The following is a 21,391-nucleotide window of genomic DNA, read 5'->3' on the forward strand; positions in this document are numbered from 1 at the left end:
TAGAGCACGTTTTAATTTAAGTCGAGTATATTCATGAGCTTATCTCCAAAGCAAGAACAACTTTTTAAACAAGCCAGCAAGCATATTCCCGGTGGTGTGAACTCACCAGTACGTGCTTTCAACGGAGTGGGCGGTACACCTGTATTTATTGAAAAAGCCAAAGGGGCATATTTATATGATGTCGATGGTAAACGCTATGTCGATTATGTCGGTTCATGGGGCCCGATGATTTTAGGACATGCACATCCAGCCATCATCAAAGCAGTTCAAGAAGCTGCTGTTGACGGTTTGAGTTTTGGTGCGCCAACGGTGCATGAAACCACTTTGGCAGATATTATTTGTGAAATTATGCCGTCGATTGAATTGGTTCGTATGACCAACTCGGGGACTGAGGCAACCATGACCGCTATTCGTTTAGCACGTGGTTATACGGGTCGTGACAAGATTGTCAAGTTTGAAGGTTGTTATCATGGTCATTCAGACTCACTTTTGGTCAAAGCAGGCTCAGGAATGTTGACCAGTGGAGAAGGCGAAGCGACTTCCGCTGGTGTACCTGCCGATTTTGCTAAGCATACGCTTACATTGCCATACAACGATATTGCACTGCTAAAAGAATGCTTTACCAAATTTGGTCATGAAATTGCAGGGGTCATTGTCGAACCTGTAGCAGGCAACATGAATTTGGTAAAACCGATTGATGGTTTCTTACAAGCGATTCGTGATGTCTGTGATGAACATGGTTCAGTGTTTATTATTGATGAAGTCATGACGGGTTTCCGTGTCGGTCTGGGCGGTGCACAAGCCCACTATGGCGTAACACCAGATTTAACCACTTTAGGTAAAATTATTGGTGCAGGCTTACCAGTTGGTGCATTCGGTGGTAAACGTGAAGTGATGGAATGTATTGCACCGCTGGGTAAAGTTTATCAAGCGGGGACTTTGTCTGGTAATCCTTTAGCGATGCGTGCGGGTATCGAAATGTTTAAACATTTACGTGCTGACGGTTTCTATGAAAACCTCACTGGGCAACTTGAAAAACTGCTTGTCGGTTTACAGGCTGCTGCGGATGAAGCGGGCATTCCCTTTAAAACCCAACAAGTCGGCGGAATGTTTGGTTTGTACTTTACCAATCAGACAGACATCACCAGTTTTGACTCAATGTTAAAATGTGATGTTGGCGCGTTTCGTAAATTCTTCCACGGCATGTTGAAACGTGGCATAAATCTAGCACCATCTGCATTCGAGGCAGGATTCATCTCAGCTGCGCATTCTGATGAAGATATTGCTTATACAATTCAGTCGGCGCGTGAAACTTTTGCTGACATGAAATTATCTTAAGTTTTTGGATTTAATCCAATAAAGTAAAAATAAATTGTTTCCCTATCAAGCCTGTGGTTGAAGGACAATGGGCTTGATAGGTTCAAATTATTCATTAGGATATCGATGTGAAAACCAAAAACTATTTAATGCTTGAAGATGCTGAATTTCTATTGCATCAAGCGCATCAATACGCTATTAAAAATCAGTTTAATGTGAGTATTGCTGTGGTAGATGAAACGGGTACTTTACTGTGCATGAAACGTATGGATGGCGTAGCCCCGATGACCGCAAATTTAGCTGTCGAAAAAGCCAAATGTTCAGCCATGAGTCGCAGTCCGTCTAAATTATTTGAAGATATTATTAGGAACGGTCAAATGGGTTTTTTGACCATGGAAAGTTTCTCAGGAATGCTGGAAGGTGGTGAGCCGATTTTGTATCAAGGTCAACTGGTAGGTGCAGTAGGTGTATCTGGAGTGAAATCATTTGAAGATGCAGAAATTGCACAGCATGCTATTCAGATATTTTTGACACATGTTTCTAATCAATTGAATTCTTAAATTTGATAATAAAAATGTAATGATTCAGTTCTGAAGATGGAAACTATGTTTGTTATTAGGCTAAAAATATAATGCAGTCATACGCAATTTATGGTTCAGGTTTTTATCCATGACATTCAGTCCTCTTTGATTTTTCAATCAATTGAAATAATTTTTAGTCAAAATCGGAAAAAACGTCGTCAAATTGAGTGTTGTGCATTGTAATTCTGCGTCAAGCTTTCTATCATGGCCGGCTTGTTTTCGCGATCAGCTTGGAATTTGAACATTGAGTAATTTTCTAATCGAACATCTGATACATCGTGATGAGGATTTTATGGTGATCCATAAACCTGCAGGTGTACTGACCGTTCCAGGTAAAACTGAAGATTTACAAGACTGTGTCATCAACCGATTACTAAAAATAGAACCTAAAACATTATTGATTCATCGTTTAGACCGTGATACTTCAGGTATCTTGGTTTTTGGCTTGACCAAATGGGGACAAAAAACCATTTCCCGTCAATTTCAAGAACGTCAAACCTCAAAAAATTATCAAGCTATTGTCGCAGGTCATCTTAAAGGAGAAGGTACGATAGATGTACCTGTTATTTACGATCCTGAACATCCACCTTTACATATTGCCGATCCTAAGCATAACAAGCCTGCTTTAACATATTGGCATGTGCTTGAACATTTTGAAATTCAAGGACAGGCAGTCACGCGTGTCAAACTCACACCTATTACAGGCCGCTCACATCAACTTCGGGTACATATGCAATATTTGGGTCATCCTATTGTTGGGGATACTCTATACGCTGCACCAGAGCAGCAGAAGCTTATTCCAAGATTATGTTTGCATGCTGAACGTTTAAGTTTTCATCATCCACAAAGTCAGGCATTGCTGGAGTTTTATTGTCCTGTGCCTTTTTAAATTAAAAAGTTCTAATCGTTATTAAATCTGCTCACATTTTAGTGAGCTTTATGTCAAAATATATTGCTTAAAGACCTATTTTTTTGCTCAAATACTACTCAAGTTTTGGGCTTGATAATAAGTGTCCTCATTTTTAGATAAAGGTGGAAAAATTGCATCAGTTTGCTATTGGTCAGCGTTGGTTATCAGACACAGAAACAGAGCTTGGTCTAGGAGTTCTGATTGATGTTGATGAACGATCGGTTAGCATATTATTCCCGAAAAGTGATGAAACACGTGTTTATGCACGTAATAATGCACCTTTGTCGCGTATTGTTTTTAACATTAAAGATGAATTACAAGATCAAGAAGGCATCAAGTGGTTGGTGGAGTCTTTTGAAGATCGTCATGGGGTGGTTCGTTATAATGTGATTCGTACTTTAGAAGATGGTACTGAAGAACGAAAATCACTCAATGAAACTCGTTTGGGTGCGCATATTCAGTTGTCTAAACCATTAGACCGTTTGCTTGCCAGTCAGGTGGACTATAAAGAATGGTATGACTTACGTATTGAAGCGTTGCTGATGCAAGCCAATATGAAAGCTAGTCCATTACGTGGCATGGTTGGTGCGCGCGTGGGTCTGATTCCACATCAGCTTTATATCGCCCATGAAGTCGGGCAGCGTTTTGCACCGCGTGTTTTGCTTGCCGATGAAGTCGGTTTAGGTAAAACCATTGAAGCGGGGTTGATTATTCATCAGCAACTAAAAACGGGTCGTTCTGATCGTATTTTAATTTTAATGCCAGATTCACTGCAATATCAGTGGATGATTGAAATGCGCCGTCGTTTTAATCTCCAATTTTCTTTGTTTGACTTGACCCGAACAGCCTCTATTAAAGAACATGATCCCGATTTAAATCCGTTCTTAACTGAGCAATGCATAATTGCCAGTGTTGATTTAATGGTTGATCATGATGACTTGCGTGAACAAGCCCTAGATGCTGGTTTCGATCTGCTGGTGGTCGATGAAGCACATCACTTGATGTGGAGCGAAGAGCAGGGCGGAAATGACCGTTACGACTTGATTGAAGAACTTGCTGAAAAAACGCCAGGGGTGTTGTTATTGACAGCAACGCCTGAACAATTGGGTGTAGAAAGCCATTTTGCGCGTTTACGTTTGCTTGACCCACAACGCTTCAGTTCACTTGAGCGTTTCTTAGATGAAGAAGTGCAATATCATCATACTGCAAAAATTGCAGAAGTGTTGATGTCAGATTTGCCTTTAGAACCAGAACATTTAGCAGCAATTGAAAGTTTACTGGGTCATAGCATTCAAGATGTGCCAGAACAACGTTTCCGTGCGATTCATGAATTGTTAGACCGTCATGGAACAGGTCGAATTTTGTTCCGAAATACCCGTGAAGCGATTCAAGGTTTTCCAGGGCGTGACTGTCAGCCTGCTGCATTACCTGCACCAGAGCATTGGTCGAAAGATGGTAAATTACGTGAGCAAATGTGGCCTGAAGAAGCTCAGCTAGATGGGTCTTGGATGGAACACGACCCACGTGTCATGTGGCTCATGGAAATGCTCCGCACTGGCTTGAAACACAAGAAAGTCTTATTGATTGCACGTACTGGCCCAGTGGTTGAAGCTTTAGAAAATGTGTTGCGTTTACATGCGGGTATTCGTACAACTATGTTCCATGAAGGCATGAGTTTATTGGAGCGTGACCAAGCTGCTGCTTATTTTGCTGAAGATTCTTATGGTGCACAAATTTTATTATGTTCTGAAATTGGTTCCGAAGGACGTAACTTTCAGTTTGCTTCAGATTTAATTTTATTTGATTTGCCTGCAAATCCTGATGTTTTAGAACAGCGAATTGGTCGTTTAGATCGGATTGGTCAAGAAAATCGGATTCAGATTCATGTACCTTATCTAATCGGGACAGCGCAAGAACGTATGTTCCGTTGGTATAATGAAGGGTTAAATATTTTTACCAATATTTCACCAACAGCTCAAACACTGCAAGAAAACTTCCTTGTTCAATTAAAAGAATGTTTATTGGCAGATGTAGGTCAACAGTTCGAAGATTTACTCGAAGAAGTCAGTGTGCAACGTGAAGCTTTAGAAAGCGAGTTGCAAGCAGGGCGTGACCGTTTGCTTGAATACAATTCTTGCCGTCCAATTGTGGCGCAAGAAATTGTGAAAGCACTTGAAGATTATGATGACAACACCACCTTGCCGATGTTTATGAAGCGATTCATGGCATCGACCAATATTGACTTTGATGAGCAAAGTAATGGTACAGTCATTATTAAGCCAACAGACCAAATGCAAGTTCAAGGTTTATCTCTTGATGAAGAAGGGATGACCGCGACATTCTACCGTGATCAAGCACAAGTTCGTGAAGATGCACAGTATTTGACTTTAGAACATCCTTTCACTGAAAGTGTCATGGAAATGATTAATACCCAATCATTTGGTAGCACCAATGTTTCAGTTTTAAAATCTGCGGCTTTACCGCAAGGTTCAGTATTACTTGAAGTTTGGTTTAAAGTGGATGTTGTTGCTCCAAAAGCGTTAAATTTACCTTCAAGCTTACCGCAACAGTTAATTCGGGTATTACTCAGTGAAAAAGGTCAGGATTTATCAGATAAAATTGCACCTGAAATTTTAAAACCTTACTTGCATCACCTTGATGGTAATAGCTGTCGTCAAGTGGTTAAAGCGCGTCGTGATGTGATTGAACAACGTTATACTCAAGCATTAGAAATTGCGAAAACGGCTTTGCCTAACTTTAAGCAACAGGCAAAAGAGATTTACGGCAATAAGTGGCAATATGAAATTGATCGCTTAACGTATTTAAAGCAATTTAATCCAAGTATCCGTGAAGATGAAATTGCACGGTTACAAAAATTGCAGAAAGAAGGCATTGGTTTACTTGATAGCTTATCTGTCACACCAGAAGCCATTCAAGTTTTAGTGGTGGTTAAGCCGTAATTTTTCATGAGTATTTTTTAATTAAAGTCTGGTTATGAATGGATAAAAGCATCTTCGGATGCTTTTTTTTATATGCATTGATTGAAGCGGGAGATATAACTTAAAAATAAAGTCGATATAAAATTGAAAATTTCTACATCAAATGATTAAAGATGATGACTGAGTCATGAGGGTTTAATCAGGATAAATAAATAAATTAACTCTCATCGCTAGAATATTTTGATGATACATCGTCTGGAATAAAACATGATGACTCAAAATGCTCATCTACAATAGTTATATTTTAGCTTCATCCAGATGACGCGCACCCTCTAAAATCATTCGAATCATGATCATCGTTTGCTCTGCGATTTCTTTACGTTCATTTGCTGGGATATCGATGACTTTCGCTCCCATATTAAACACCAATTGGGTGATCGCTTTTGCAACCAAATTGGGGTGGTAAAGTTTGCTATGATTTAACCTTTCTAACACAATCAAATCATCTTTAAGTTCTTGTTGAAAGTAATTTAATTGACGTTCAACAGCTAATTTATAAGATGCCGATCCCGTATACGCTTCACGCAATAATAAACTTAAATTTCCTTCATCTGCATCTAACTGTGTAATAAAAACCTCAACAGAACTTCGAATAATACTATTTTGTTTGGAGGCTTTTAATCGGGCTTCAAGAAAAATTTGACGCAAGACAAGCCCAGAACGGTCAATCAATTCAATCGCGAGTTCATCAATATCTTTAAAATGCCGATAAAAACTATTGGGTGCAATTCCAGCTTCGCGAGCCACTTCGCGTAAACTTAAAGATGCAATACTTTTTTGGGGGCCAATCAAATTAAGTGCTGCTTGAAACAGTTCTTCTTTGGTAATGGTTGCTTTACGACCGACTGTACGTACGATGACTGGCTCATGAGGATGATTTTGAGCTTCAGTTTGAATCGTAATATTTTTTCTGACAGAAGAGTGGGTCATATTTTTCAAAGCATTAGAGATACTTAAACAGTATAACGGTTGCGGCTGGACTTGTGAAATGAATAAAAACAGTACAAGTGTATATACAAATATATATACATGTGTATAATAATATAAATTCAATCGCGTGGTCTTTGCTATGCATGTTTTAGAAAAAATTAAATCTCCCCTAGGTTCATTAGCTGAAAGTGTTATTGATCAGCATGCAGCTAATTTTTGGTTGCAGAAATTTAATCCGCTTTGGTCATTTAGTGAAGCACTGGGTAAAATTGTTAAAAAAGAAACACCCGCTCAGCATATGGTGAGTTTAACTATTCAGTTCAATCGTCATTTTGATGTCGGCCAAGCAGGTCAGCATCATCCTTTGTTTATCAATGTGAAAGGGATTCGATATGAGCGCAGCTATAGTCTGACGCAAATTGATGCACAACATGTTTTATTGACTGTGAAAAAAGTTGATCAGGGTAAAGTCAGTTCTTGGCTGGTAGAACAGTCTCAAGTCGGTGATGTACTTGAGTTTGGACAACCTTATGGTGATATGTTGTTACCAGAATATGCTCAACCTATGATTTTGCTGGCTGCGGGGAGTGGAATTACTCCTATGCTAAGTTTGTTGAAAGCTTTATCGAAAACACAGCGAATCACTCAAGCACCGATTCATTTGATGTATTGGGTCAGCAAGTATCATGATTTTGCTTTCAAAGCGCGCTTTGAAGCTCTAGCAGCACAGTATCCTAATTTTTCATTTCAGGTGTTTTATACCCAAGAGAGTGATGCAGGCGATCGTCTTAGTCAGCAACATGTAGCTTTAGTATCTGATATTGAAAGTAGTGTGGTGTATGCTTGTGGGCCATCGGGATTTGTAACTCAGGCCGAGCAATTATTTACTCATGCACACAGCTTTAAAAGTGAAGCTTTTAGCATGACTCCAGTTGAAAATTCTGAGCTTGGTTTTGTCAATATCACCTTATTGAAATCCAAAAAAATACTGACCATTCCAAAAGGTCAATCTATTTTAACCAGTCTTGAACAGCAAAATATTAAACCGACCCATGGTTGTCGAATGGGAATTTGTAATAAATGTGTTTGTTCTAAAGCTGAAGGATCGACCAAAAACTTGGTCAACGGTAGCCGAAACTCAGAACCCGGCAATATGCTGAAAATCTGCGTGAATTCTGCACAATCTGATCTTGTTATTGATTTATAAGTGAGTCCAATACGATGAATATGCCCGTTAAAATGCAATATTTTAAAAATCCAAAAAATGTTGAACTCACTGCTTCTCAATTAGACAATTTGGCGCGTGAGTTGGATGCAATTAAGCAAGAACAATTAGATGATATTGGCGAAAAAGATGCAAAATACATTCGCCGTGTTTATTCAACTGTTCGCTACAGCTCGATTGCTGGTCGTGCTTGTTTATTTGCAGGTTGGTTTCCGCCAGCATGGGTGTTAGGCACAGGTTTACTTAGCTTTGCCAAAATTATGGAAAATATGGAGTTGGGTCATAATGTCATGCACGGTCAATATGACTGGATGAATGATCCAAAATTCAATGGTTCAACCTACGACTGGGATATTGTGGGGACAGCCGATGACTGGCGTCAAACCCATAACTATCGACATCATACCTATACCAATATTAAAGGGATGGATGATGATATTGGATATGGTTTACTTCGCCTTTTTCCAGAGCAGCGTTGGAAACCAGGTTTCCTGTTGCAACCGCTTTATGCCATTCCATTTTGTTTGTTATTCCAATGGGGCGTAGCTGTTCAAAATTTGGAAATTGGTAAGGTTTGGTTTGGACGTAAAAGTAAGCAAGAGCTTAAGGAACAATGGAAACCATTACAGAAGAAAATTACCAAGCAATTGTTTAAAGATTATGTATTTTTCCCTTTAATTGCAGGTCCAGCAGCATTGCCTGTATTGGCGGGTAATTTTGTGGCAAATGGTATTCGTAATATTTGGACTTTTAGTATTATTTTCTGTGGACACTTCACTAAAGATGTTGAGGTTTTTCCAAAAACTGTACTTGAAAATGAAAGTCGTGGTCATTGGTATATGCGTCAAATCCGTGGTTCTTCTAACTTAACAGGTTCAGAAGCTTTCCATATTTTGACTGGACATTTAAGTCATCAGATTGAACATCATTTATTTCCTGATATTCCGGCGCGTCGTTATCGTAAAATGGCACCAAAAGTACAAGCAGTATGTGAAAAATATGGTTTGAACTATAACAATGCCAGTTTAGTTAAGCAGTATGGTAGTGTACTTAAACGGATTGTAAAGTTTGCTTTCCCATTTAAAAAGTAACTGCTCATTAGATGAAAACAAACGAAAAACCACTTTAAATGAAGTGGTTTTTTATACGATTAATATTGGATAGATGCTCTGAGTGTTTTAATTAGATTTAAATAATTCTGAGTGTTACGCGATTTATTATATTTAATTTTGCATAATTCGAGTTTTGGTTTGAAGCATTTAAAGGAAATAAGCAAATTGGGGATGTTGAGGTGTTGGATTTTCACTAAAGCAAATATTGATATCTTTCAAGCATTTCATGGGAATCAATAAGTTTATATTCTATTTATGATTCATAGTTTGATGATCGATGATAAACAGCGAATCTAAAATCTTAGAAATCGCTTTGAATAACCATTATCCTTATTTAAATAGTCATTCATGTTTCTATAATTTTATTTAGCACAGCGTAAACATTATAAATATTAAATTGCAATTTGAATATTTGGAGAGAGTGGTGGAAGTGTTTTATTAACGCCCATCATATAAGGATAATCGGCAAGTGCAAGCATTTCATGATCTTCAACACTATTGCCATAGGCGTAAATTACAGCATAATCATCCAAATTGTATTGGTCTAAAATACGCTGTTTTTTTTGTTCAGAACTACAGTCTGGAGTGGTGTATTGCCCTGTGTAAAGCTGATTGATTTTTTCGGTTTCAGTACAAATCAAATCAATTTCTAATAACTCACAAACTGATTTTAAATAAACATCAATTGATGCTGAAACCAGTACTACATCATCACCTAAAGCTTGATGCTGTTTTAATTGTTTCAATAGTGCAGGATTTAATTGCGACATCAAACTACTGGCATATTGTTGTGCAAGTTGTTGAAGTTGTAAAGCATCCGCATTGCTAAACATGGCACGAAATAATTTAGAACGCATTGCATGCGCGGGATAAGCTTTTAAATAATAAGCCTGTATCCACGGTAAAATTTTAATCGTTTTTTTGACAATATGACGTTTCGAGAGCGCATGAAAAATAAAACCTGTGAAACTATCCTTGCTACACAGAGTTCCATCAAAATCGAAGAGCGCTAGATTTTTATTCTTTTTGCTCGTTGCATACATGATTGATATCTTCCATTTACCCGTGTTGCAAACCAGTTGGTGTTATAGTCGCGGCTGAGTTTAGGTCCCGAAATGACGACTTCAGGCATCATAGCATAAATTGGCTCTTTGCCAGTTTTCTCTTGATAGAGTTTAGCTACAGCGCGGTAGGTAGCTGTATCTTCAAATTTTTTCTCTTTTTCTTTTTTTAAGTCGGTACGAATTTGTCGTGGTGTAACCAAAATATTATGACTGGCAAATACACTAATCAGTTCACGTTCAGATTGGCTGCTGGCAGAACGAATAGAACCTTCTTTGTTATAGAGTAACAAATCACCATCTAAATCCAGTTCAGCCACTGTTAAATCATTCAACATACTTTGAAAAGCCGCATTACGACTAGAGTACATACCCGAATTATAATCGGCAAAACGATAAATCGCTTTATCATATTCGGCTGAGTACATCATTAAACGATGAATACCATAATATAAGCCACCATACTGGCTATACAAATCAGTACGTAACTCGGCAACATTGCCACCTTGACGTTTATGTTCTTTAGCATAGCCAATATGGACTTGCATTGAACCTAAAGTAGTGACTGGATTCAATTTTTCAGCCAGATCTTGTCCCACCATTTTGGCAGCACCTGTCAGCACACTGACATGGTAATGTTTAGACATATAGTCAAAAATTTCACGATAAAGTTCATCCAGTTGACGCTCTGTTTTAACGCGGCGCATCTGACTTAAATAATTATCTGCGGGACTGGGTTGATTTTTTAAAACATCTTGAAAGTATCCTGCAACTGTGCCGCCAATTGCATCACCTAATTTATCTTTAAATTTTTCGTCTAAGCGGTCTTGAACTTCTTTAACTGCCTTTTCACCTAAGCCTGCCACTTGAGGGTCAGCAATAAAATTAGATTCTTGGTCAACCACAGCGACAATACTGCAAATATTTTCTTTACTCTGAGGAATGCCCAATTGTTCGGTAATATCAAAAATATCATCTGCCCAAGCGCTGCGATCATTCACGCGCGGTGGAAGAATACGCTTAATCTGGTCTGATTCTAATGTCGGCTCATTATTTTTTGACCACCAAGAACGATCTCCGCAAGCCACTAGACTTAGAGATAAAACCAGTATACTCAATGGTTTAAAATACGATGTAATAACAAGTCTGTTCTTCATAGCGACGAAAAAATATTCCAAGAGGATAAGCCAAAACCGCAGATGCAGTATACTATGTTGCTCAAAAAAGTGATGAATTTATATGTATATTGCTCGGTATCAAATGTCAAATAAATTAGCCGATACTCATTGATACAACATAATCGAAAAAATTTAGTGAATAAAGAGGGTGACTACAGGTTAACCCTGTAAAGGCAATATTAGATATTGAGATAGTAGTCGACGCAGTGTAATTAAATTGCTGCGTTAAATAAGAGATTCATCGAAAGTTGGGTTTTTTATAACGCTCGTCTTTATTCGCGTTGTTATTTAACTGAAATTAACCCCACCAGATTCACAGAACAACCAAAACTCAGTCAGCGTTCGGGTTAGAGCTACAATTTTATAGTTTAAGTATTCTCCTTAGTTTTGTTTAATTGAATATTAAGTCAATCGAGCAGGCTATGAAAATTGTTAGTTTAAGCCTTTTGGGTATCTTGTTTACCGGGTGCAATAGTACTGCGGTTGAAACACCACAACACACAAGCGCATGTAAAAATTATTATGCTATGAGGTCTGCTCCGATTGCGCCACATGCATTAGAGGATCTTAGCCTGAAGTGTCAGGAATCAAATCAGATTAAATAGACGATATGAATAGTATTAAGGCTCAGTCGTTTGATTGGGCTTTTTTAACACTTACACTTTATAAAATAAAAGTATGATTTTTTAGGCTTGAGTTCAATCCAAATGCCAAATATTAATTTAAAAAAACTAGATAAACATTATTGGTGATGTGGTTTCGAAAAAATTCAATAACTGAAAAATATTAATAGGTTATAAGGTATATGGTGAACTAATGAAAGATCGCACATTCTTTGAAAAAGTGGTTGGTTCAGCTATGGAACGGAGTAAGCTAAAATATAAGAATATTAAAATTAGAGTCACTCAGGATGATAATCAGCTTGAGGTAAACTGACTATAGAAAATTAACAGCTTCAGAATTTGTAAGTAGGTTTATTCATTGATTGAAAAAACCAGTGATTTGCTGTGTGAACTTACTAAAGTCATGCAGTAAGTGGTTATTTTATAAATAAAGTTTGCTTTATTACTCCCTAGAGCGTATAAAGCTAACTCGTTGATGCGGGATGGAGCAGTCTGGTAGCTCGTCGGGCTCATAACCCGAAGGTCGTTGGTTCAAATCCAGCTCCCGCTACCAACGAAAAAGATTCAAAGTTTATATACTCACCTTCCAATAAGGTGAGTATTTTTTTGTCTATTTTAAATGGCTCGAATTCAATTCTGTTAAAACCATAAAAAGCCATTTACCTTGCTGAGGAGAGTCATATGCTCCAATTCTTATTTTGTTTGTTCGGCTATCATGGTGTGGCTGAGGTTGAATATCCTCTTACTGATCAAGAAATAAATGTTTGTCGGGATTGCTTAAAACAGATGAATTAAAATTTATTTATTCATCATAGTGAAATAATTTGAACTTATATTCAGTGCAAATAAAGATGTACTGAATAATTAGAGATAAAACGTTAATTTAACCTGTTTACTTTGGGAGAGGTAAACAGGTTTTTTATTGAAAAATAATATTCCTCGTAGCCGAAGTTATTTGGGCACAAAAAAACCCGACCATAAATGTAGCAAGTTTTTTTTCTTATTTGTGTTAGTAAGGACACAGTACAAGTAAAACGCAATATTGAAAAATACCAAGCTGAAATCATGAAATGGTAAACATTATTACGTAGATTGATGTTACTTATTGAAGTGATGCTGGTTGATAAGAAGATTCATCAATTAAAAAAATAGGCTAAGCATTTAAGAAAGATGTCGCATCTATGAATGCACATGGTATTAGGTGTAATAAACTGCTATAGCTGTAACCTTCTAAATAAAAATAGAGAATTTTATGAGAATTGGATTTATAGGGGGGATAGAATCTGGAAAATCTAGAGTAAGTGTGGCCGTAGATCCTTGTTCCAGAGATTTGAAATGGGAGGTGAGGTGTGGAAAGCCATCTCAACTTAAGTTCATAAGTGGTGGATTTGAAAATACTATTAATATTCCAGTTTCGAAAGATACTGATAGATATAACTTAATGATTCTTAAAAAGAGCGGAGAGATGAAATTTTTTTACGTTCTTAAGGGATTAGAAAAAGCATTAATTCAGAAAAAAATGAATGAGTATTGGTTTAACTCGGATATTCTCGGTTACGATTTTGATTAATTAAAACCACTTTTTAGGTGGTTTTTTTATGGGTAAATCATGATCATTTTGCTAAGTTTTAGATGAGATTTACTTATCATATTACAATACATAAAAACCCAATCAATTTGCATGTTGGAGCGGTTTTCCTTTTTTATTCATGATCTTATGACAGCTTATGTATAAGCTAAAAAAGTTTTACAATTTTATTGTGATCAACTTAAGATATACCAAGATTCAAGTCGTTCGGATTTAAAACATTCTAAATGGATGAGAACATAATTGTGCTTAAAGAGCGCATTAAAAATTATATACGGTGCTGCATGCATGCAGTTAAATGAAATACGATCAGACATAACAAATAGAATAAATGAAGAAAAGACCATCTAACAAGATGGGCTTTTTTTAATCAAAAATTATTTACTTACAGGCTCTTTTTTGTCTAAATCTTGTTTTTGATCATCTTGCTCTTTAATAGGTGCTTTCTCATCTTGAGCAGGCTTTTGAGGTTGATCATTTGAATGTGGAGTAGGATTATTTGTAGTTGCGTGAGTTGAAAACTGAATAAAAGAAGCTTTTTTAGTAGTATTTGTATGAACGAACATAATTTTCTCAATTCTTATTGCCGAAGATTCGACCTGTGTAGGATGACCTATTAAAAGCATTTACAATGGGATGATTTAGAGATGCAAGTGTAGATATATGTAGAATTTAAATGTTTATATCTTATTTATATTTCAAAGTTTTTTAAAAATATCTGTGCTAGATTGATCTGTATCATTATTTAAGTAATCAGTATATTTAATTTATATCGTCTCGATACATAACTGATACAAGCGATGTAGACACCCAAAATATATATGTTACTTATATTCACTTCATGGGTTTCAAGGTGAAATTACAATGAATACCAATACCGCAGAATCAATAGAACAAATTTATAACTTTTTAAAAGAAGATGAATCATTTTCTTCAAGACAACAGTTTGATAAAATTGAAAGACTTCTACAAGAACTGCATACACAGGGTGAGCATGGCTTTTTAGCTGAAAAGCCTTATAAGTTTAAGTTTCATTTTAATGGGAATTACATTGGTTTTAATGCTGGAGATGCTCCTAGGTTTGGAGAAAAGAGAGCATTTTTAAACTGGTTGCTTAAAAAGCTAAAAAATATGAGAACAAACGATATTTTATGATAAGCCTTCTTCGGGAGGTTGTTTTGTGGTGTTATTTATCGACGAAAATTTTTTTGGAAAACCAAGAAACGTTCAATTCAAACTAAAGCATGCACTGAGCTGGGTGAGAAAGATGATCAGGAGCAATTAGAACAAACACGCTTTAGTTGATAAATGTATTGAGTTAAGGAGCAGATAATAGATCCAGTACTAACTCAGATGGTCTACATAATTTAATACCAAGATCCGTCACTACAAATGGGCGATTGATTAAAATCGGATATTCAAGCATAAAACTAATCAACTGATCATCACTCCAATGTTCTTGTGCTAATTCCAGTTTCTCATAAGGTTCAACATTTTTACGCATGGCTTCACGCACAGAAAGCCCTGATTTTTCAATTAAAGTCATTAATTCTGCTTTATTTGGTGGCGTTTTCAAATATTCAATCACTTTAGGTTCTTGCCCTGTATTTCGGATAAGTTCGAGCGTATTTCTAGAAGTTCCACAAGCAGGATTGTGATAAATTTTAATCTTTTGTGACATGACTTTTCTCAGTGCAAAAACAATATTGCATTTATATATGGTTATGCGTATATTCGCAATGGTGAATATAGTGGGTTATAAGAAAATGAATCAAACCGATTTCTTTAAGTGTCTTTCTGACGCAACGCGTTTAGACATTTTAAAGTTAGTGATGGCCAAACAAAATGTTTGCGTATGTGAACTGACAGAACAGTTGCAACTTAGCCAACCGAAGATTTCTCGTCATTTGGCCTTACTTCGAAATCTTTCTATTCTGCTTGATCAAAGACAAGGGCAATGGGTGTATTACCGTTTGAATCCCAATCTGCCTGAATGGGCAAATGAGGTTTTAAACATTATCTCAAATCAAAATGACGACATCATGAACAATCCTCTTGTTCATTCTTCAATTTCAGTGCATTGCGAGTAATACTGATGAAATTTTTATTTTTATGTACGGGTAACAGTTGTCGTAGCATTCTTTCAGAAGTGTTATTCAATAGCCGTGCGCCTGAAGGCTGGAAAGCTTACAGCGCTGGTAGTCAACCGTCAGGTCAGGTTCACCCACTCACCATAGAAACTTTGCAGAACTTACGTTTATCTACCGATGGCTTATCGAGTAAGACCATTGATGACTGTGAACAGTATCAACCTGATGTGGTCATTACTGTGTGTGATTCGGCAGCTCAAGAAGCTTGCCCACTTTATTTGGGGGGTGCGATTAAGGCACATTGGGGCTTGTCTGATCCATCTCACTTAGATCTGCCTGAAGAAGAAAAGCTCAACGCTTTTTTAGTCACGGTTGATCATATTAATAAACGTTTGGATGCTTTATTTGCATTGGATGTAAACATACTTTCTCGTTCTGAGTTGATTGCAGAAATCAATAAAATTTCAAATATTGAGTAAGATTATGTCTGCTTCTAAAATGTCATTTTTAGATAAAAACCTAACCCTATGGATTTTCATTGCAATGGCATTCGGTGTGGGGATTGGGGTGTTCTTTCCCCAAGCATCGGTTGCCTTGGACAAAATGAGCATTGATTCAGTCAATATCCCAATTGCCATTGGTTTGATTTTGATGATGTATCCACCACTGGCCAAGGTGGACTATGCAACATTGCCACAAGTTTTTAAGGATAAACGAACGCTCACCTTATCCTTGGTGCAAAACTGGCTCATTGCGCCTTGTTTAATGTTTGCTTTAGCCATCATTTTTTTACAGTCCTATCCTGAATATATGACCGGTGTCATTCTGATTGGATTGGCTCGATGTATTGCCATGGTCTTGGTCTGGAATGGTTTGGCCTGTGGTGATAATCAGTATGTTGCAGGTTTAGTCGCATTTAACAGTATTTTCCAAATCCTATTCTTTAGTACCTATGCTTGGCTATTTTTGACCTTTTTACCGCCTTATTTTGGTGTAGAAGCACAAGTTATTAATGTCAGCTTTTGGACCATTACCCATGCAGTTTTGATTTATTTAGGGATTCCCTTTTTAATGGGTTTTTTAACTCGGTTTATTCTTGTGAAACAAAAAGGGTTGCTTTGGTATCAAAGCAAATTTATTCCTAAAATTAGCCCACTAAGTCTACTTGCCCTGTTATTTACCATCGTGGCTATGTTTAGCCTGAAAGGTGGTGAAGTGGTCAGTTTGCCACTCGATGTACTCAGAATTGCCATTCCTTTGACCATTTACTTTGTGCTGATGTTTTTTATTAGCTTCTTTATGAGTAAATGGATGGGAAATGATTATCCTAAAACTGCTGCCATATCATTTACTGCGGCAGGGAATAATTTTGAATTGGCTTTAGCCGTTGCTATTGCAACCTTTGGATTAGCATCACCTGTTGCTTTTACAACGGTCATTGGGCCACTGGTTGAAGTTCCCGTACTCATTGCTTTAGTAAGTGTGTCACTCTGGCTTCGAAAAAAAGTTTTTAAAGAGATATAACGCTATGATTCTCCCAAATATAGATTTAAATCTTCTTGAACCACCAACTCTAGACAAAGTTCAAGCCAAAGTGCTTGATCATGCACCACGTATTTTATTGCTTTACGGTTCAAACCGAGAGCGCTCATACAGTAGACTTGCGGTGATGGAAGCAGGACGTATCTTGGAATATTTTGGCGCTGAAGTAAAAATCTTCCATCCAAAGGGATTACCTTTGCCTGAAGATGCGGATACTGAACATCCTAAAGTCAAAGAGTTGCATGATTTACTCGCTTGGGCAGAAGGAATGGTGTGGTGCTCGCCTGAGCGTCATGGCTCCATGAGTTCTATTTTTAAATCGCAAATTGACTGGATACCATTGGCGGGTGGTGCAATTCGTGCAACTCAAGGAAAGACTTTGGCCTTGATGCAGGTCAGTGGTGGCTCGCAGTCATTTAATAGCTTAAACCAGATGCGTATTTTAGGTCGTTGGATGCGCATGATCACCATTCCCAACCAATCTTCTATTCCCAAAGCATTTCTAGAGTTTGAGGAAGATGGACGTATGAAGCCATCTTCTTACTACACAAGAATTGTGGATGTGATGGAAGAGCTGTATAAATTTACGCTGTTAACTAGAGGACAATCAGATTATTTAACTGATCGTTATTCTGAGCGAGTTGAAAGTGCAGAAGAGCTATCGAAACGTGTAAATCAAAAGAGTATTTAGTTTTTCTAAAATTAACATAATACACCTTATACCAAATCATTTTTATTCAGTGTTTTAGCTAAAATGTGGAATTTAACGGATAATACTTATTGATGTTGAAGTAATTTTCTTTAATTAAATTTAACATCTAGCTTGATCGTTGATTAATGGCTGATATATCCAACTTATCTCAACAAAAATAATATAGCATTAAGTTTGGGTGTAACATCACGCTAAAAACTACAGTATAAAATTATGATCTCAAAACAATTTAAAATCGTTAATGCCGTGTTAGCCGTACTCGGTATAGCAGCTTTTATTTATTTTCAGCAAGCGATGAGAGTAGAGGAAATGGGCGGTTATAAGCAGGGCACAGAGCAATATAATGGTTATCGTTATGCACAAGACAATCGATTGAAATCAGTGGGTCAGTGTGAGGATGATTCTGAAATTAATATTAATAAAGATTTTCTAGAAGGCTGTAAAACATATTTTGAGCATCAAGAAGATGCTCTTAAATGAGGGTTTTAGGTAATAATTGTTAACTTAATCTAAATAGTTTTGATAGGGATCAAGTGTTTATATTTATCCAACTTACATAGACGCAACTGGATACACCTAAAATGGAGAATTATAAATACAAGGGTGTAGATTGATAAGCCTGCTATGTCTATAGCATGTATTAAAATCAAAGATCAAAGGATGGAAATCGAAATGGCTAATCAACAACCGAACCAACAGAATCAGCAATCTGATTCTCAGAAACAACCAAACCAACAAAATGATCAGAAACACCAGCAACAACAATCTGATCAAAAAAAACAACCAAACGAACAACCTGAAAACCCGCAGAAACAACAGAAGTAATCCTGACTATTAAAAAAAACCTCAAGTTTTGGCTTGAGGTTTTTTTATTGTTGATTTTAAGATTTGTCTTGTATCGAGAGTAAATCAATATATTTTTTACTTCAGTCAACGATCTATTTAATATTAGAATTTGATTTTATTTTCACTCATAATATATTTAGATACATCATAACTGTATCTAATGGGTGGTTATAAGTCCATGCTGAGTTTGTCATCAATCTTGATGACAAAAAAGGAATACCGTTATGACTCAGTCTCAACAACAACCTGATTCAGGTCAAGAGAATCAATCTCAACAGCAGCAGCAGCCACAACAACCTGATCAACAAAAGCCAAATCAAGATAATCAACAAAATACACAAAAAGAATCTGAGCAAAAAGATTCAGATAAAAAATAACAATAAAGTTTATTTTATCTAATATATAAAAATTAAAGGGGCTTAGGTTCCTTTAATTATATGGTGATTTAGAATGAACAGAAAACTTATACAAGTACATAAAATGTTTGAAGAGTTTAGATTGTTGCCCAAGGTTATGTACATTGGTGAATATGACAATAATTGTAATTTAATTAATGTATACAACCAACTACAAGAGAAATTAACCAGAATATTTGGAACATCTCAATGGATTCTGCCTTCCACAAATGAAGTGTTTTATATAGATGAATATAATAATTTTCAAATAAATTTTGATAAAGGTGGGGAGCTAATATGATACATCCTCAAGTTCTAGTTACATTTTATAAACTCACTGATCCAAATAATCAAAAAGGAGCTTGGGCTAATTATGATGAAAATGGAAATTTTATAAATATTACGAATGATTGTGGAAAAGAGTTAAAGTTGTTGGACGCTAATCGTGTCTGTATAGATGATGAATTTTGGGTTTGGAAAATAGACACTAAATAAAAGAAATTAATTTAGTGTTCTTTGGGGGAGGTTCTCATGAATCTAACTGAATTTTACTTAACAATGAATCAGAAATATCGAGAAGATATGTTGATTCAAGATCATGAACAAAATAAAAATGATCTTGAGCATAAGTGATTTTAATTTTTAAAATATAAAATTTTTGTTTCTCTGTTCTTTTCAATGGATTATCTTTTTATCGATCACTAAGGTCTGAAAAATCTTATCGTGTTAATGAATAGATATTTTTCTCTGAAATCTCTAAACTAGCGATGTGATTGAGTGCCCCAGTTTTTGTTCACGCAAAACTATCCACCTCATCAGGGTATCATTTAATACATTCAGCTAATGTCGCCTGCTTAATTTCTTCTTTAAGATTAAGCATCTTATCTGGATTTAATTCAATTTCAGCTTCAGTACGCTTAACGAATTCGTTTGCTCGTAATTTTTTGTTGAAGTTTTGACACCTTAGAATCTGGATAACCTTCTCGCTGAACACGCACCTGAGTACGATAACGTATAGTTCCATCTTTTAATTGGTGTTTAGTAACCGTACTCATATCATTTGCATCTTGAATTTTCATGGTGCAAACAGGGTGTAATAATAGGGTACTAGAAGTCAATAAGAGGCGATTCAAAGAAGTTGAACGAGGTTAAAGAAATTGAGTCAAAACAATGTAATTAAAGAATTGTTTGATAAACCAATAGGTAACAAGATTTGGGTCGCTCCGATGGCAGGCGTTACGGACCGTCCATTTCGCTCATTATGTAAATATTTTGGTGCAGGACATGCCGTCAGTGAAATGATGACTTCAGACCAAACGTTACGTATGAGCAAAAAAAGTTTATATCGTGCCAATTTTGATGGTGAAATTGCCCCTATTTCTGCACAAATTGCAGGATCAGACCCGCTCGATCTTGCAGAAGCTGCGCGCTATCAAGTGGCAAATGGAGCACAAATTGTCGATATTAATATGGGGTGTCCAGCCCGAAAAGTTTGTAATAAATTAGCTGGTTCTGCACTGTTAAAAGATGAAGATTTGGTGGCGCGTATTTTAGATACTGTCGTGGCTGCAGTCGATGTTCCCGTCACCTTAAAAACCCGTTTGGGGTATTTAAATGGTGATGAAAATATTTTACGTGTTGCTCAACGTGCTGAGGATGCAGGCATCGCTGCATTGGCTCTACACGGCCGTACCCGTGAAGATATGTATTTAAATACTGCACGCTATAGTCTGATTAGAGACGTGAAGCAAATGCTCAGCATTCCAGTGATTGCCAATGGTGATATTGATAGCCCTGAGAAAGCTAAATATGTACTGGACTATACAGGTGCAGATGGCATCATGATTGGTCGTGCTGCCCAAGGTCGTCCTTGGATTTTTCGTGAAATTTCTCACTACTTGGAGACAGGGCAGCATTTGGCTGCACCCAATATTCAGGAAGTAAAAGATGTGCTGTTAGGACATTTATCAGAACTCTACACATTTTATGGCGAATATTCGGGTTGTCGAATTTCACGAAAACATATTGCGTGGTATACCAAAGGCTTACGTTCAAGCAATGAGTTTCGTCAAAACATGTATAAAGTGGAAAGTACGAATGCACAGTTTAAGGTGGTTGAAGATTATTTTAATCAACTGCTGATGTATGGCGACATTATGAGTGATGTACAGGTCGAACAGGTTAATTTACTCGAAACTTAATGAGTTTTAATCTTTCATTAAAATGCTGCATAACCTATTCAATTCTTTTTTCAATTTAAAAATTTTAAATGATCATATTTC

The 21,391-nt window shown here is 36.7% G+C and carries 22 protein-coding genes, 1 tRNA gene and 3 pseudogenes; 20 read left to right on the forward strand and 6 right to left on the reverse strand.

Features of this window, described 5'->3' with window-relative positions:
• Positions 1-33: 33 nt before the first annotated feature.
• The 4 genes from hemL (at position 34) to rapA (ending at position 5,768) form a co-directional block, all read left to right on the forward strand.
• Complete coding sequence (gene hemL / locus GA0116959_RS10430; protein WP_092720639.1) at positions 34-1,338, forward strand: glutamate-1-semialdehyde 2,1-aminomutase; 1,305 nt, start codon at positions 34-36, stop codon at positions 1,336-1,338.
• Between the two features lie 107 nt (positions 1,339-1,445).
• On the forward strand, positions 1,446-1,877 hold the full coding sequence (locus GA0116959_RS10435) for a GlcG/HbpS family heme-binding protein (RefSeq protein ID WP_092720640.1): 432 nt from the start codon (positions 1,446-1,448) through the stop codon (positions 1,875-1,877).
• Between the two features lie 265 nt (positions 1,878-2,142).
• Positions 2,143-2,787 (forward strand): RluA family pseudouridine synthase, encoded by a 645-nt coding sequence (locus GA0116959_RS10440; RefSeq protein WP_092720641.1) that lies wholly within the window; start codon positions 2,143-2,145, stop codon positions 2,785-2,787.
• A 143-nt stretch (positions 2,788-2,930) separates the two neighbouring features.
• A complete protein-coding gene (gene rapA / locus GA0116959_RS10445; RefSeq protein WP_092720642.1) occupies positions 2,931-5,768 on the forward strand; it encodes an RNA polymerase-associated protein RapA in 2,838 nt (945 codons plus the stop codon).
• Positions 5,769-6,044: 276 nt separating this feature from the next.
• On the opposite strand, the gene fabR is transcribed toward rapA, so the two are convergent.
• Positions 6,045-6,737: an HTH-type transcriptional repressor FabR gene (gene fabR, locus GA0116959_RS10450; protein ID WP_053578128.1), complete on the reverse strand. Its 693-nt coding sequence runs from the start codon at positions 6,735-6,737 to the stop codon at positions 6,045-6,047.
• Between the two features lie 139 nt (positions 6,738-6,876).
• On the opposite strand from fabR, the gene GA0116959_RS10455 reads away from it, so the two are divergent.
• Both GA0116959_RS10455 and GA0116959_RS10460 read left to right on the forward strand, forming a co-directional pair.
• Positions 6,877-7,944 (forward strand): ferredoxin reductase, encoded by a 1,068-nt coding sequence (locus GA0116959_RS10455; RefSeq protein ID WP_053578127.1) that lies wholly within the window; start codon positions 6,877-6,879, stop codon positions 7,942-7,944.
• Between the two features lie 14 nt (positions 7,945-7,958).
• Entirely contained in the window at positions 7,959-9,053 is a 1,095-nt protein-coding gene (locus GA0116959_RS10460; RefSeq protein WP_092720643.1) for a fatty acid desaturase family protein, read from the forward strand.
• A gap of 413 nt (positions 9,054-9,466) precedes the next feature.
• Here GA0116959_RS10460 and GA0116959_RS10465 read toward each other — a convergent pair whose 3' ends face one another.
• Both GA0116959_RS10465 and GA0116959_RS10470 read right to left on the reverse strand, forming a co-directional pair.
• Entirely contained in the window at positions 9,467-10,117 is a 651-nt protein-coding gene (locus GA0116959_RS10465) for an HAD-IB family hydrolase (RefSeq protein ID WP_053578125.1), read from the reverse strand.
• Positions 10,084-11,292, reverse strand: a complete 1,209-nt coding sequence (locus tag GA0116959_RS10470) for a DUF1615 family protein (RefSeq protein WP_092720644.1) — start codon at positions 11,290-11,292, stop codon at positions 10,084-10,086. The genes GA0116959_RS10465 and GA0116959_RS10470 overlap by 34 nt, the downstream gene beginning before the upstream one ends.
• Before the next feature lie 728 nt (positions 11,293-12,020).
• Between GA0116959_RS10470 and GA0116959_RS14425 the strand changes: the two are divergent.
• The 3 genes and pseudogenes from GA0116959_RS14425 to GA0116959_RS10485 all read left to right on the forward strand — a co-directional run bounded on the left by GA0116959_RS14425 (position 12,021) and on the right by GA0116959_RS10485 (position 13,506).
• Positions 12,021-12,249, forward strand: a pseudogene (locus GA0116959_RS14425) (hypothetical protein).
• A 163-nt stretch (positions 12,250-12,412) separates the two neighbouring features.
• A tRNA-Met gene (locus GA0116959_RS10480) sits at positions 12,413-12,489 on the forward strand.
• Positions 12,490-13,188: 699 nt separating this feature from the next.
• A complete protein-coding gene (locus tag GA0116959_RS10485) occupies positions 13,189-13,506 on the forward strand; it encodes a hypothetical protein (protein WP_092720645.1) in 318 nt (105 codons plus the stop codon).
• Between the two features lie 395 nt (positions 13,507-13,901).
• On the opposite strand, the gene GA0116959_RS10490 is transcribed toward GA0116959_RS10485, so the two are convergent.
• Positions 13,902-14,090 carry a hypothetical protein gene (locus tag GA0116959_RS10490; RefSeq protein ID WP_092720646.1) on the reverse strand — a complete coding sequence of 63 codons (189 nt, stop codon included), beginning with the start codon at positions 14,088-14,090 and terminating at the stop codon, positions 13,902-13,904.
• A gap of 298 nt (positions 14,091-14,388) precedes the next feature.
• Here GA0116959_RS10490 and GA0116959_RS10495 point away from each other — a divergent pair, with 298 nt between their 5' ends.
• Positions 14,389-14,679: a hypothetical protein gene (locus tag GA0116959_RS10495; protein WP_053578121.1), complete on the forward strand. Its 291-nt coding sequence runs from the start codon at positions 14,389-14,391 to the stop codon at positions 14,677-14,679.
• A gap of 166 nt (positions 14,680-14,845) precedes the next feature.
• Here the strand turns inward: GA0116959_RS10495 and arsC are convergent.
• Positions 14,846-15,205, reverse strand: a pseudogene (gene arsC, locus GA0116959_RS10500) (arsenate reductase (glutaredoxin)); the annotation flags it as partial.
• Between the two features lie 85 nt (positions 15,206-15,290).
• Here arsC and GA0116959_RS10505 point away from each other — a divergent pair.
• The 9 genes from GA0116959_RS10505 (at position 15,291) to GA0116959_RS10535 (ending at position 19,604) form a co-directional block, all read left to right on the forward strand.
• Positions 15,291-15,614: a metalloregulator ArsR/SmtB family transcription factor gene (locus tag GA0116959_RS10505; RefSeq protein ID WP_092720663.1), complete on the forward strand. Its 324-nt coding sequence runs from the start codon at positions 15,291-15,293 to the stop codon at positions 15,612-15,614.
• A 5-nt stretch (positions 15,615-15,619) separates the two neighbouring features.
• A complete protein-coding gene (locus GA0116959_RS10510; protein ID WP_092720647.1) occupies positions 15,620-16,093 on the forward strand; it encodes an arsenate reductase ArsC in 474 nt (157 codons plus the stop codon).
• 4 nt (positions 16,094-16,097) lie between these two features.
• On the forward strand, positions 16,098-17,138 hold the full coding sequence (gene arsB / locus GA0116959_RS10515) for an ACR3 family arsenite efflux transporter (protein ID WP_092720648.1): 1,041 nt from the start codon (positions 16,098-16,100) through the stop codon (positions 17,136-17,138).
• Between the two features lie 4 nt (positions 17,139-17,142).
• Positions 17,143-17,847, forward strand: a complete 705-nt coding sequence (arsH, locus tag GA0116959_RS10520; protein ID WP_092720649.1) for an arsenical resistance protein ArsH — start codon at positions 17,143-17,145, stop codon at positions 17,845-17,847.
• Positions 17,848-18,081: 234 nt separating this feature from the next.
• Positions 18,082-18,348 carry a hypothetical protein gene (locus GA0116959_RS10525; RefSeq protein WP_092720650.1) on the forward strand — a complete coding sequence of 89 codons (267 nt, stop codon included), beginning with the start codon at positions 18,082-18,084 and terminating at the stop codon, positions 18,346-18,348.
• Between the two features lie 192 nt (positions 18,349-18,540).
• A complete protein-coding gene (locus tag GA0116959_RS14280; protein WP_171250302.1) occupies positions 18,541-18,693 on the forward strand; it encodes a hypothetical protein in 153 nt (50 codons plus the stop codon).
• Between the two features lie 245 nt (positions 18,694-18,938).
• On the forward strand, positions 18,939-19,091 hold the full coding sequence (locus tag GA0116959_RS14285) for a hypothetical protein (RefSeq protein WP_171256907.1): 153 nt from the start codon (positions 18,939-18,941) through the stop codon (positions 19,089-19,091).
• 73 nt (positions 19,092-19,164) lie between these two features.
• Entirely contained in the window at positions 19,165-19,410 is a 246-nt protein-coding gene (locus tag GA0116959_RS10530) for a hypothetical protein (RefSeq protein WP_053578115.1), read from the forward strand.
• A complete protein-coding gene (locus GA0116959_RS10535; RefSeq protein WP_053578114.1) occupies positions 19,407-19,604 on the forward strand; it encodes a hypothetical protein in 198 nt (65 codons plus the stop codon). Before GA0116959_RS10530 ends, GA0116959_RS10535 begins: the two co-directional genes overlap by 4 nt.
• Before the next feature lie 226 nt (positions 19,605-19,830).
• Here the strand turns inward: GA0116959_RS10535 and GA0116959_RS14520 are convergent.
• A pseudogene (locus tag GA0116959_RS14520) lies at positions 19,831-20,164 on the reverse strand (tyrosine-type recombinase/integrase); the annotation flags it as partial.
• Between the two features lie 129 nt (positions 20,165-20,293).
• Between GA0116959_RS14520 and dusB the strand changes: the two are divergent.
• Positions 20,294-21,310 carry a tRNA dihydrouridine synthase DusB gene (gene dusB, locus GA0116959_RS10545; protein ID WP_053580219.1) on the forward strand — a complete coding sequence of 339 codons (1,017 nt, stop codon included), beginning with the start codon at positions 20,294-20,296 and terminating at the stop codon, positions 21,308-21,310.
• Positions 21,311-21,391 lie beyond the last annotated feature (81 nt).

The organism is Acinetobacter albensis (genome assembly GCF_900095025.1).
Taxonomy (GTDB): Bacteria; Pseudomonadota; Gammaproteobacteria; order Pseudomonadales; family Moraxellaceae; genus Acinetobacter; species Acinetobacter albensis.